The following is a 12,815-nucleotide window of genomic DNA, read 5'->3' as shown; positions in this document are numbered from 1 at the left end:
CAATGCCAATTAGGAACTGGGGCATTATTTTAAATCAGTTCCTTACGATCTATGAAAAAAGGGTCAGACTTTAAAAAGTCCAACCCCTGTTATTTTAACTTTACACACTTTGCGGGATAGTGTCTTTAATATTAATCTTCAATAGGAATTTCTAAATATTTAAGAAACCTGGCTCTCGAAATTTCCTCAGCGCCAAGGCTTTCTAAGTGTTTGGTGTAAACCTGACAATCTATGAGTTTAACACCTTCATCTTTTAACTGATTAACCAGGGTTATAAAACCGTATTTAGAAGCATTACTAACCCTGGCAAACATACTTTCACCGCAAAACACCTGTTGTTCTTTAAGATAAATTCCGTAAAGTCCGCCCACCAGGTTATCATCCTGCCAAACCTCTACAGAGCGGGCAAGATTAAATTCATGTAATTCTCTATAACTTTTAATTATCTCTGGAGTTATCCAGGTTCCATGTTGGCCTTCCCTCCGGATCTCTGCGCAAGCTTCTATAACTCGTTCAAAATCTTGGTCAAAAGTTACTTTAAAAGCTTCTTTTTTAAATAGTTTCTTCATACTCTTAGAAACCTTCAATTTCTCGGGAAAAAGCACCATCCTGGGATCTGGACTCCACCAAAGAACAGGTTGAGAATCGTCATACCAGGGAAAAATTCCGTGGTTATATGCATAAATTAAACGTGGAATACTTAAATCGCCTCCAATAGCCAATAGTCCCTGTTCATCGGCTTCAGAAATAGGTGGAAATTTTTCGTTATGTTGTAAATAATGCAATTATCAGGGATTTTAGATGAATAAGAAAAGTACAAAAAGAAAAAGCTTAGCCCTCTTAAGAGGATGCTAAGCTTTTTATAATATGAAACGAAATTATTTCTAAATCCGGTAAGGATTTTTTAGAAAGGAAGATCGTCGTAATCTTCTTCGTTTAAGTTGTTTGCAGGTTCAAAATTATCTGGTGGCGGAACATTTTGCCCACCTGCCGGCTGGTCTGCCTGTAGATTTTCTATTCTCCAACCCTGGATAGAGTTAAAATATTTGGTTTCTCCCTGCGGACTTACCCATTCTCTACCTCTAAGGTTAATTCCAATTTTTACCGGTTGGCCTACCTGAAAGGTATTAAGCAAATCTGTTTTATCCTGAACAAATTCTATTATAATATGTTGTGGATATTGCTCCTCTGTAGTTACCACTACTTCTCTCTTTCTAAACCCATTATTTCCAAAGGTCTTGGTTTCACCAATTAACTTAATCTTGCCTTGTACTTCCATTTTAATCTGTTTTTGCTAATAATAATTTCCAGGCAGCATCAGTATTGTTTTTCTCTAAAAACAATTGTGCCCGGGTATGAATATCTGTTTTGTTATTTGCTTTTACTAATTCAGCTAAATCTTTATTTTCAGCTATAAAACCTGCAATTTCTTCATCTTTTGGCAGCGCTTCAACATTCCCCAATTTACCAAGATCATTCCCGGTTAAGGTTTTACTTTCCCTAATTTCTGCAGGAATGGCATCTATACCTATTCCTAAACTGGAAAGCGGCTTTGGCACCTCGAACATTCCCATATTGGCACGGGTGTACCAATTACCACCCATTCTGGCCACCTGGTCTATTTTATGTTGATCTATAAATCCGTCATCATCTAAAATGCTTTCATTAATATGCATTTTAAGGACTTCGCAAATCACAAGATTCCCGGCACCGCCTTCCTGGCCGGTTTCAATAACCTGCTTCACTTTACATTCAAATTGTACCGGCGATTCTGCCACCCGAAATGGTTTCACAAGATCAGATTTTAGCATTGTAAAACCTGCTTTTTCAAACTCATTTACACCTTCGGCATATTCGGTACTGGAAAGTGACATTTGCTGAACAATATCGTAATTTACAATATTGATTACCACCTCATCAATATTTTTAACATTAGTGTAGGTATGCTTTACCGTATTATCCCTGCCTCTTCTCGCCGGGGAAAAAATTAAGGTAGGAGGATTAGATCCAAAAACATTAAAAAAGCTGAAAGGCGATAAATTTGGCCGGCCTTTAGTATCTATTGTACTGGCAAAAGCGATAGGCCTGGGCCCAATGGCACCAAGCAAATAGCGATGAAGCTTGCCTGTGCTCACCTCTTTAGGATCTATTGTAAGCATACTTGTTTTTTGGCAAAGGTAACGAAACCAATAGGGAATGAAAAGCCGGGACACGCAATAAAATTCGTTTAAAAACGCTTATCTTTAAATCCTTTAAAGCTTAGAAGCCTGTATGAACTTCACAGACGAACGCACTTTTAATCGCTGGTTTATTATTATCTCGTGTTTTATAGTAGTAGGCCTGGTTTTATGGAATACTACCATCTTTTTTCAGCGTTTAAAACAAGATGAACGGGCTAAAATGAATATTTGGGCCAAAGCGCAGGAAGCTTTAGACCGGGACCCGCCACCGGCCGATGCCGATCTTGATCTTATTCTTGAAATTTTAAATAACAACACCACAATTCCCATAATCCATACCGATACCGATGGAGATATTGCCTACACTACTAATATTGATCCCGATAAATTAGAAAATGAGAAACAAGCGCAACGACTTCTTGAAAATTTAAAGGAAGAAAATGCCCCTATAATTATAAACCTGGGAAATGGAGAGCAACAGTATATTTATTACGGCAATTCCCCGGTTTTAAACAGTCTTAAGTATTATCCCGTTGGGCTGGTTCTTATAGGTTTTCTATTTATTGGGGTGGTTTATTTTTTCTATACCACAACGAAAAATAGCGAACAGAATAAGCTCTGGGCCGGGATGGCGAAAGAAACTGCACATCAAATTGGCACTCCCTTATCTTCGCTTATTGGCTGGACCGAAATCCTGAAACAGGAAAATGTAAAAGAATCTTACATTGTTGAAATGGAAAAAGACATTGACCGTCTTGAAACCATCACTGAACGTTTTTCTAAAATAGGTTCGTCTCCAATTCTGGAAAAAACCAATATTATTGAAGCAACTCAAAACAGTTTTGATTATTTAAAAACAAGAAGCTCCCGGCTTATTGAATTCTCCATTGATGTCCCTAAAGGACATATCCCGGTAATGTTAAATTCACAACTTTACAGCTGGACTATAGAAAACCTGGTGAAAAATGCCATAGACGCAATGCGCGGAAAAGGGAAATTGCATATTCAAATTAAAGAGGAACAGAAATGGGCGCATATCTTTATAAAAGATACGGGAAAAGGACTTGATAAAAATAAATTTAAACTCGTTTTTGAACCCGGGCATACCACAAAAAAAAGAGGCTGGGGTCTTGGCTTATCTTTAGCAAAACGAATTATTGAAGGCTATCACCACGGGAGAATAAAAGTAGAAGAAAGCGAAATAAAAAAAGGCACAACTTTTAAAATTTCCCTCAGGAAAGTTTAGAATTTAGAAAGTTGGGTTCTTAAATCTTCTGGTATCCTAAAGGTCTTATCTTTTTCAAAATCATAGCAAACCACTACATCTTTACCTTCAGCGCAAATTTCATTAGTGTCATTTAGAATAAGATGTTTTAAACCAAAACTGGAATTTTTTATAAAATCTATCCTGGTTTTTACTATAGCTTTCCCGGGGTAATACAGTGACTTTTTAAAATCGCAATGTGTAGAAACCAACATAGTTCCCATATTGGTATTCTCATACATCTCGTAAATACCTGAAGCTTCCCAAAAATTTACTCGACCCGACTGCATATATCGCATAAACGAGATATTATTTACGTGCTTATACATATCTAAATCGCTCCAATCTATTCTAAGCTCCAGCTTTAACTTATACGTTTCGCTTTCCATTAAAGATTAACGTGAATAGATTCTGCCAGTTTTTTAAATTCCTCTTCTTCCATTTTTACGCTTTTAGAAAAATCCATATCGCTCATAGAATTTAACGGGATAAGATGTACGTGAACATGCGGAACTTCAAGCCCAACAACGGCCATTCCCACGCGCTTGCACTCTACCGTTTTCTCTAAAGCGATGGCTACTTTGCGGGAAAAACGCATTAATTCCTGGTACATCTCTTCTTCCAAATCAAAGATCTTATTCACTTCTTTCTTCGGAATACATAAAGTATGTCCCTTTGCATTTGGATTAACATCTAGAAAAGCTAAAAACTGACTATCTTCTGCGATTTTGTAAGCAGGCACTTCTCCCCGTACTATTTTAGTGAATAAACTGGCCATAATATTTTTGAATTGGTTAGTATATATAAATATAAAATCCTTTTCACAGAACCTTAGTTAAAGGTATTGGAAAAGGATTTCGCAAACTGTTAAATACCGGAAACTTACTCTCTCCAGATTTCTAAAATTTCAAATTTCATCTTACCGCTGGGTACATCTATTTCAGCTGTATCCCCAACTTCTTTACCGAGTAATCCTTTTCCTATAGGAGAATCTACCGAGATTTTACCCGTTTTTAAATCGGCTTCACTTTGGGCTACGAGTTTATATTTTACTTCGGCACCGCTTGTTTGGTTTTTTATTTTCACGTGGGAATGCACCAACACTTTAGAAGTATCTAATTGAGATTCGTCTATAACTCTTGCATTGGCCACCACTTCTTCTAATTTTGAGATCTTCATTTCCAGGAGCCCCTGAGCTTCCTTGGCAGCATCATATTCTGCATTCTCACTTAAATCTCCTTTATCACGGGCTTCGGCAATAGCTTCTGAAGCCTTTGGCCGTTCTACATCACGTAGCTGATTAAGTTCATCCCTCAACTTTTTTAATCCCTCTTCAGTATAATAAGATACTTTGCTCATAACTTCATCGTTTATATAAATAGAAAAAATCCCATAGCACGACGGGATTTGTTTAACAAATATAATAAATTTACGCCTTGAAAACAATAATAATATTTAGCGAAAAAATTGCCGATATCATGAAAAAACCTCTTTTTTTCCTTCTTTTTTCAGTAATTTTTAGCGCCTGCTCCACCAATGATGACAATGACTTTAATAACCCGAACCTAATAGATTTAAATTTTAGACTTCAACTAAACCTGGATTTTCCTGAATATAATGATCTTCAGTTTCCTGGGAATAGCTTTACTACCTACAACGAAGGCATAAAGGGTGTGGTGGTGTATAATATCAATAATTCACAATACACCGCTTTTGAATTAAGCGACCCCAATCATCCGCCGAATAATTGTTCTGCAATGACGGTTGAAGGAATTATTGCTACCTGTAACTGTGAAGATGCAAATTCTTATAATATAATTACCGGTGAATTAATGGAAGGGGAAGGAGAATACTCTATGAAACCTTACCGAATTGAGCGCCGTAATAATACTATTGAGGTTTATAATTAAAAACCTCCCCCATCCTGGTAATAAGGAGGAGAGAGGCGACAAACAAATTAAAATTTCAAATTAATTCCGGCTAAAAAGTTTGTGGTGGCCTGCGGATAGTAACCCGCACCATCTAAGGTTTGTAAACCTGTAGTAGTGTCTGGGTTTTCTACATTAAATGTGTAGTAATATCCATTAGAAACATATTCTTCTCCCAGGATATTATTTACTAAACCTGTAAAAACAACTTCTTTAAATAAAGGGGCATTTCGCCAGGTATACTGAATATTAAAATCGTTCACAAAATAAGCGTCCAGCTTAGAGTTTTCGGCTTCAATATTACTCATATACTGCTCTCCTACATATTTTGAAAGAAGGCTTAATTCTAATCCTTCTGCGGGTAGGTAAGTAATCCGGTTTCCTCCTACTATAGAAGGAGAGAAGGAAATATCTGTATTTCCAAAATCAACTAATTCTCCATTCCAGGTAGAAACAAAATCTACATTTTTATTTCGGCTTAAAGCCAGGTTTGGTCTAACAAATATTTTATCTGAAAGCCTAATTACTGCATCTATTTCCAAACCTAAACGATAACTATTTCCGCTATTTTCACGAATAAAAGCGCCAACATCATCAATACCACCAGTAAGTACTAATTGGTTTTGATAATCCATATAATAAAGGTTGGTGTTTAGTTGAACCGATGGTGTATTATGGCGCCACCCTAATTCAAAATCGTTTAATTCTTCGTGTGCAGGTTCGCCATTTTCGTAATCGCTGCGGCGTGGTTCCCTATTAGCACGGGCATAAGAAAAATAGAACTGATTTTGATCGTTTAAGGCATAAGTTAATCCGGCTTTGGGATTAAAAAAGGTAAATGAATCATCTACCAGAAATTGAGTACCTTCAGATAGCATTCCTTCGGTTTCATAATCTATGGTTCTTACCTGCAGGTCTAAATAAGCCGCCAGTTTTTCTGAAACTGCATACGTGGCTTTTCCGTAGAGATTAAAATCGGTTTTTGTTCCTGTATTTTCATAATACGGCTCATAAGGATCATTATTCCTGGCAAAACGAGTATAAATTACTTCTCCAAAATGGTCTCCAATATATCGGTTCCAGCCACCGCCAAAAATCACATCCCAATCCTGATCCTGATAATTTAGACTGAAAACGCTTCCGAAGAAATGATTATCCAGCCATTTGGTTCCTACAAGATCTGAAGTGGTTACTTCTTCACCTTCGGCCTGAAAATTCTCCAGCCCAAATTCATTTAAAGTAGCGTCTTCTTCATATTCTTCATAATAACCGCGCCCGTAAGTATAATGAAAAGCAAGGTTAGAAGACCAGTTCTTGTTATACTCCTGATTCCACAATAACTGATAATGATCCTGCTTGTAATTATCGGTTTGATTATCGTAAAATTTAGTATTTCCTTCATCATCGGTATAAACCCCGGCGGGATTGTAAGTTCTATCATTTTCCAGAGTTTCAGCATCAATTCCGTACCAGGCCTGGTAAGTTCTTTCACTTCCGCCAAAAGTAATGGCTTTTACTAAGGTGTTTTCGTCTACATAAGTTCCTTGCAGAAAATAAGACTTTAAATCACTACTGGCACGATCTATATAGCCGTCACTTTTTATTTGAGAAGCTCGACCTGCAAATTCCCAATGATCGTCTATAAGCCCTGTACTGAATTTCACGGTGTGCTTGTGTGTATTAAAAGAACCGTAGCTATTGGCAATTTCTGCATTTGCTTCTTTGCTATAACCATCGGTTAAAATGTTTAGGCTGGCACCAAAAGCTCCTGCGCCATTTGTAGAAGTTCCCACCCCTCTTTGCAGTTGCAGATTTTCTACAGAAGAGGCAAAATCTCCAAGATTTACCCAAAAAGTTCCAAGACTTTCGGCATCGTTATAAGGAATTCCGTTTATGGTAACATTTGTACTGGTGGGGCCGCTACCTCTAACCCTAATCCCGGTATAACCCACACCTGCTCCAGCATCACTGGTAGTCACCACGTTTGGCATATAATTCATTAACACAGGAATATCCTGTCCCAGGTTTCTATCTTCAATCTCTTCGTTAGTAAGATTGCTGTAGGTTATTGGCGATTTTGCGCTTACCCGCACCGAAGAAAGAAAAACCTCGTCTAAAACCTCCTGTACATCGCTAAGATCTACATCCAGAGTTTTATCCTGATCCAGTTTTACTTTTAAGGTCTTTTGGTTTCCATAGGAAAATACCAGGTTGTACTCACCTTCTTCGAGCTTAAGCCTGTACCTTCCATTCTCATCGGTAGTGGTGCCATCGGCTGGTTCTACAGCATAAACTGCGACTCCTTCAACCGGAGTTTCGCCACGGGTGACTGTGCCCTGTAAAGTGTGAGTTTGAGCAACGGCTTGCAATGAAATTAAGCAGAGGCCGGTAAAAAATAATAAAGATTTCATTCGTAATAAATTATTTACGAATAAAAGGGGCTATTATTCTTTGGTTAAAATTAGATAAAAAAAATCCTGAAATTGCCCACCGGTGTTTTGGCATTTTCAGGAGTAACATACGTTTGCGCTACTTGCGCGTGTCCCTTGGCAGCATTACCTGCCCAGGTTCTTTGGGTATGATCTCAGCCACACTTAAGTGGCACCCCTTTGAGATTTGCGGCAAATGTATAAAGCTTTTATGGAATTCCCATAATTTTTGAACCAATAATTAAGCCCTATAAACCATTAGCTTAGCAAAGGGCTTAAAATTTAAACAGGTACAAAAATTCTAAGATCCAGGATTATGCTATTTTCATTTCGTTTAAATGGTGTAATTTTGGTGGTAACAATTTTATGCGAAACACAAAGCAGTCAATAACTTATAAAGTGATTGGCGGATATCTTTTGATAGCCGCTCTGGCAGCCCTTGCCGTATGGTTTGTATGGAAACAGGTGGTTGCTTTTAGTGAAATTTCAGAAAATAACAGTAACAATAATGAGCAATTATTTCTGCTAAGTGATATTACTACCAGTCTTTTTGAAACCGAAAATTTAAGCAGGCAGCTTATTCAAACCGGAAATGAAGCCGATTTGGAAAAGTATCAACTTCAAATAGACAGCATTCAACTTGATATCCAAAATTTAAAAAATAGCTATTCTGATAATTCTATGAAAAATGAATTAGACAGCATTGCTGAATTGCTTTCAGACAAAACCTCCAACCTCCAGGAACTTTACAAGTTAAGGGAGCAGCAACGTAACCAAAATTATTATTCACAGGTTTTAAATGAACTTAGAAAAGTAGACCCTTCTTTTAACGACTACAATTACAGGCAACGTTTCTCCAACCTGGAACCGCACCAGCGCAGGTTATTAATTAGGTTGCTGGAATATTCCCGGGAAGATAACGCTGAACAACTCACGAACCGCACCGCCGATTCTATTATTGGTTCGGTTAGAAATGTACTAAGCCAATTGGAGATTGCCAATAGGAGGTTTCAAAACACGGTAGACGAAAAGGAACAGCAATTCCTTGAAAACGATATGATTATTAACCAGCAGCTAAGACGTTTGCTTGGAAAAATTGAGCAGGAAGAACGGGAAGCATCTATACAACGCGCCAAAATCTCTCAAAATATGATTGAAGAAAGTTCGCAAATCTTCCTTATCGCAGGAATTGTGAGTTTCTTAATTATTTTGCTGTCTCTTATTTTTATAATTCAGGATATTACTAAAAGTCAGCAATACCGAAGAGAATTAGAAGAAGCCAAAGATTTTGCTGAAAGTTTGCTAAAGAAACGTGAGCAATTTATGGCCGCAATTACCCACGATTTACGCTCACCACTAAACACACTTATTGGCTACACAGATCTAATTGAAAAATCTTCGCTAAATAGCAAGCAGTCGCATTATATGGATCAGGTGAAGAAATCCTCTCATTTTATTCTGCATTTAGTAAACGATTTATTGGATCTTTCTAAGCTTGAAGCCGGTAAAATGACTGTGGAAAAACTTCCTTTTAACCCCGCAAAACTTATAAGAGACACCGTTTATAACTCTTTGCCGGCCACAAAGAATGAAAAGGTGGAGGTGATTTTTGAAGCTTCAGAAGAAACCGATACCCAGGTGCTTAGTGATCCCTTTAGAATAAAACAAATTATCGCCAACCTCATCACTAATGCCTGTAAATTTACCCACGAAGGAGAAATAAGAGTAGGTATTCATCTTAAAAAAGAAATTGAAGATAGCTATTGTCTAATTATTTCGGTAAAAGACACCGGGATAGGAATTTCCAAAGAAAAACAGGAGGAGATTTTTGAAGAATTTTCACAGGAAAATACGAAAATTGAAAAAGCATATGGCGGTACCGGCTTGGGACTTACTATCACAAAAAGTCTTACCGAATTACTAAAAGGTGATCTAAAGCTTGAAAGTGAACAGGGAGAAGGTAGTGAATTTACAGTTTTTATTCCCGTTAGAAAACTTCCTGTTGAGGCAACAATAACTGCAGAAGTATCAATTTCAGAAATGCCAGACCTAAGCGGTAAAACAGCACTTATTGTTGATGATGAACCATCGCAGCTTTCTTTAACGCGGGAATTGCTAAAATCTATGGGAATGCAATGCGACAGTGCTCTAAACGGAAATGACGCACTGAAAAAACTGGAAAATAAAAACTATTCTTTGGTTTTAACCGATATTCAAATGCCAGAAATGGATGGTTTTGATCTTATTAAAAATATCAGGAAAAAATATAAAGTAAGTGAATTACCGGTAATAGCTTTATCTGGCAGGACCGATATTGATGCTGAAACTTATAAACTTGCCGGATTTAACAAAAGCCTTTTAAAACCATATAAACCCGGAAAATTACAACAAAGTATTGCCGAAATTTTTAAACTTGACCTGAAGCAAAAAGTAAATAATAACCTCCAGAATTCTACAAACAACACTTATGATTTGCAGGACATTTATGATTTTTCGGCTGGAGATCAAAAAGCAGTACAAACCATTTTAGAAGCTTTCATAGAAAGTTCCAGATCGCAAATTGAACTTATTGCCCTTGCCAGGAAGAAAAATGATGCTAAAGAGGTAGCGCGCCTCGCGCATAAAATGGTGCCTATGTTAAAACAAATAAATGCCAGGCAGCAGGCAGGGCAATTTGAAAGACTGGAACAACAAGAAGTTTTTTCTGATGAAGAATTTCTGCAGCTAAAAGCTGACATTTTAAATTTAATGGAAGAACTGGAGCAGGAGATTAAAGTTTAATATCGTATTGTTTTAGCTTATTATAAAGGGTTTTACGATCTATAGAAAGTAATCTTGCCGCCTTACTTTTATTACCACCAGCTTTCTCCAAAGCGTCTAAAATAAGTTGTTCTTCGTTCTTATTTTTAAATAGACCGTATTCGGTTTCTGTATTAGATTGGGAGGCAGTGGCTATTTCATGGGGCAATACTTTAAGAGGAATCATATCATCTTGCGTTAGCAGTACCGCACGTTTTACCATATTCTTTAACTCCCTTAGGTTTCCCGGCCAGTTATAGTTTTTAAAAGCTTCAATAGCACTTTCGGTAAAACCAATCACATTTTTTTCCAATTCAGCATTGGCTTCTTCCAGAAAATATTCAGCAAAAAGCATTAAATCTTCTTTACGCTCTTTTAAAGCAGGAACTTTAATAGAGAATTCATTAAGACGGTGATAAAGATCTTCCCTAAACTCCCCTTCTTTCACCGCTTGTGCAAGATCTTCGTTAGTGGCCGTGATCACCCTTATATCTACCTGAATTTCATTATTACTTCCTACCGGTTTTATTTTTCTTTCCTGTAAAGCTCGTAGGAGTTGCACCTGGAGTTCATAACTTAGGTTTCCAATTTCATCAAGAAAAAGTGTACCACCGTTTGCAGCTTCAAAATGCCCGGTTTTATCGTTTATAGCACCGGTAAAAGATCCTTTTAAATGACCAAAAAATTCACTGGACGCCAGTTCTCTAGGAATAGCACCACAATCTACAGCGATAAAAGGAGCATCAGCACGTTTACTTTGTTTATGGATACTTTTTGCAACCTGTTCTTTTCCGGTTCCACTTTCTCCCATAATTAAAACCGACATATTGGTGGGAGCTACTAATTCTATATAATCACTTAGTTTTAAAGCAGCTTCACTAACGCCTTTCACAAAACTTGTCCCTTGCAAAGAATCTGTTTTTTGTGTTTTCTCGGGTCTTTTTTCAACAGCGGGTTGTACTTCTGTATGGGTTAAAGCATTTTTTATTGTTTGTAAAATAGATTCTGGTCTAAATGGTTTGGAAACATAATCGAAAGCACCATTTTTCATAGCTTCTACGGCCATGCTAATCTCAGCATAACTGGTCATGATAATAACCTGCGTACCAGCATTATCTAACTTTACCTGTTTTAAGATATCAAGACCACTAGTGTCTGGCAATCTTACATCTGAAAGGATAAGGTTAAAAAAATTAGCTTTAAGTTTCTTAAAAGCTTCTAAGCCAGAAAAAACCAATTCAACCTCATAGTCGCGCTTGATTAAAAATGTTTTCAACATAGTCCCAAAAGGAACATCATCTTCAACTATAAGAATTTTTGTCATTGATCTTAATTTAAATCGTCTTGCAAATTTAACAATCTAAAATTCATTGGGTTTAAAATAAGCATAAAAAAAAGAGACCTCGTTAAAGGTCTCTATCAATGACAATCTAAATTTTTATTAAAAAGTGTCATTGGGTGGTATCCATTTTCCAGACTACATTAAGTAAATCGTCATAAATCTTTCAGCTTAACTTAAACGGCTAAAAGTGTTAGTTAGCAGGTCCCAAAGGTCCTAAAACCGTTCAAGTTTACATTCTACCCTAAATATACAGAATTTTCTACTTACTTTATGTTATTTTCTGGTGCCGAAGGAGTTGGTTTCTCTTAAATTCCAGCTAAAATTTCTTAAAAAAATTTCCGTTGGAAGTTTGTAGGGTAAATATATCCAACGGAAATTTAAGGTTAGTTAGCAAGTAGTTAATCTATTTCTCTTCTTTTTCGATCCAATTTCCTTCAGCATCGATGTAAGCTTTTTTCTTTTCACCATCTACATTAAGTGATAGTTTATATACTTTCTTACCCTCTTTTTCTTTTACCCAGGCTTCTTCAGCTACGGCTCCATTCATATCGGTCATTACCGCATCTTTAATTGCTTGCGGAAGTGCCAATACATCAACTTCTTTATAATCGTCTTTTGTTTCCTGAGCTTCTTCTACACTCTCAATTTGTTCCATTTCTTCTGGCTCTTCTACCTGCGCTTGTGCATTTTGACTGAATAAGAACATTCCGGCTGCAGCCATTAAGGTTAATCCTAGCTTTTTCATAATAATAAGGTTTTAAGTTTGTGGTTTAAATATGATAGGTATAAAGGAAGAATTATACCAAAGTCTCATAATATTAACTAACTATCTAACAATAAGCTTTTTACAAAATATACACTAAATTAATTGGG

The 12,815-nt window shown here is 36.8% G+C and carries 12 protein-coding genes and 1 riboswitch; of the genes, 3 read left to right on the top strand and 9 right to left on the bottom strand.

Annotated features, from left to right (window positions below; genetic code table 11):
• Positions 1–131: 131 nt before the first annotated feature.
• From aat to J0871_RS05635, 3 genes are all read right to left on the bottom strand, one after another.
• Positions 132–785, bottom strand: coding sequence for a leucyl/phenylalanyl-tRNA--protein transferase (aat, locus tag J0871_RS05645; RefSeq protein ID WP_208224121.1), 654 nt, complete (start codon positions 783–785; stop codon positions 132–134).
• Positions 786–904: 119 nt separating this feature from the next.
• The gene (locus J0871_RS05640) at positions 905–1,279 is read right to left on the bottom strand and encodes a DUF3127 domain-containing protein (RefSeq protein WP_208224119.1); all 375 of its coding nucleotides are present in this window, start codon (positions 1,277–1,279) and stop codon (positions 905–907) included.
• Between the two features lies 1 nt (position 1,280).
• Positions 1,281–2,159: a flavin reductase family protein gene (locus J0871_RS05635; RefSeq protein ID WP_208224117.1), complete on the bottom strand. Its 879-nt coding sequence runs from the start codon at positions 2,157–2,159 to the stop codon at positions 1,281–1,283.
• Positions 2,160–2,271: 112 nt separating this feature from the next.
• Between J0871_RS05635 and J0871_RS05630 the strand changes: the two genes are divergently transcribed.
• Positions 2,272–3,426, top strand: coding sequence for a HAMP domain-containing sensor histidine kinase (locus tag J0871_RS05630; protein WP_208224115.1), 1,155 nt, complete (start codon positions 2,272–2,274; stop codon positions 3,424–3,426).
• On the opposite strand, the gene J0871_RS05625 is transcribed toward J0871_RS05630, so the two are convergent.
• From J0871_RS05625 to greA, 3 genes are all read right to left on the bottom strand, one after another.
• Positions 3,423–3,833 carry an acyl-CoA thioesterase gene (locus J0871_RS05625; protein WP_208224114.1) on the bottom strand — a complete coding sequence of 137 codons (411 nt, stop codon included), beginning with the start codon at positions 3,831–3,833 and terminating at the stop codon, positions 3,423–3,425. The genes J0871_RS05630 and J0871_RS05625 overlap by 4 nt on opposite strands.
• Positions 3,833–4,222: an HIT domain-containing protein gene (locus tag J0871_RS05620; RefSeq protein WP_037322037.1), complete on the bottom strand. Its 390-nt coding sequence runs from the start codon at positions 4,220–4,222 to the stop codon at positions 3,833–3,835. The genes J0871_RS05625 and J0871_RS05620 overlap by 1 nt, the downstream gene beginning before the upstream one ends.
• Before the next feature lie 104 nt (positions 4,223–4,326).
• Positions 4,327–4,803, bottom strand: a complete 477-nt coding sequence (gene greA, locus J0871_RS05615) for a transcription elongation factor GreA (protein WP_075325620.1) — start codon at positions 4,801–4,803, stop codon at positions 4,327–4,329.
• A 119-nt stretch (positions 4,804–4,922) separates the two neighbouring features.
• On the opposite strand from greA, the gene J0871_RS05610 reads away from it, so the two are divergent.
• Positions 4,923–5,354 (top strand): hypothetical protein, encoded by a 432-nt coding sequence (locus tag J0871_RS05610; protein WP_208224112.1) that lies wholly within the window; start codon positions 4,923–4,925, stop codon positions 5,352–5,354.
• A 47-nt stretch (positions 5,355–5,401) separates the two neighbouring features.
• Here the strand turns inward: J0871_RS05610 and J0871_RS05605 are convergent, their stop codons facing one another.
• A complete protein-coding gene (locus J0871_RS05605) occupies positions 5,402–7,783 on the bottom strand; it encodes a TonB-dependent receptor (RefSeq protein ID WP_208224110.1) in 2,382 nt (793 codons plus the stop codon).
• Between the two features lie 113 nt (positions 7,784–7,896).
• A riboswitch (TPP riboswitch) is annotated at positions 7,897–7,991 on the bottom strand.
• A gap of 176 nt (positions 7,992–8,167) precedes the next feature.
• On the opposite strand from J0871_RS05605, the gene J0871_RS05600 reads away from it, so the two are divergent.
• Positions 8,168–10,582: an ATP-binding protein gene (locus J0871_RS05600; RefSeq protein WP_243870400.1), complete on the top strand. Its 2,415-nt coding sequence runs from the start codon at positions 8,168–8,170 to the stop codon at positions 10,580–10,582.
• Here J0871_RS05600 and J0871_RS05595 read toward each other — a convergent pair.
• Both J0871_RS05595 and J0871_RS05590 read right to left on the bottom strand, forming a co-directional pair.
• Entirely contained in the window at positions 10,572–11,924 is a 1,353-nt protein-coding gene (locus J0871_RS05595) for a sigma-54 dependent transcriptional regulator (RefSeq protein ID WP_208224108.1), read from the bottom strand. The two genes, J0871_RS05600 and J0871_RS05595, sit on opposite strands and share 11 nt — an antisense overlap.
• 421 nt (positions 11,925–12,345) lie before the next feature.
• Positions 12,346–12,687, bottom strand: coding sequence for a hypothetical protein (locus J0871_RS05590; protein ID WP_208224106.1), 342 nt, complete (start codon positions 12,685–12,687; stop codon positions 12,346–12,348).
• Positions 12,688–12,815 lie beyond the last annotated feature (128 nt).

It is taken from the genome of Salegentibacter sp. BDJ18, from assembly GCF_017579965.1.
Lineage (GTDB): Bacteria > Bacteroidota > Bacteroidia > Flavobacteriales > Flavobacteriaceae > Salegentibacter.
The sequence above is the reverse complement of the archived record's forward strand: the minus strand, read 5'-3'. Positions and strand labels throughout refer to the sequence as shown.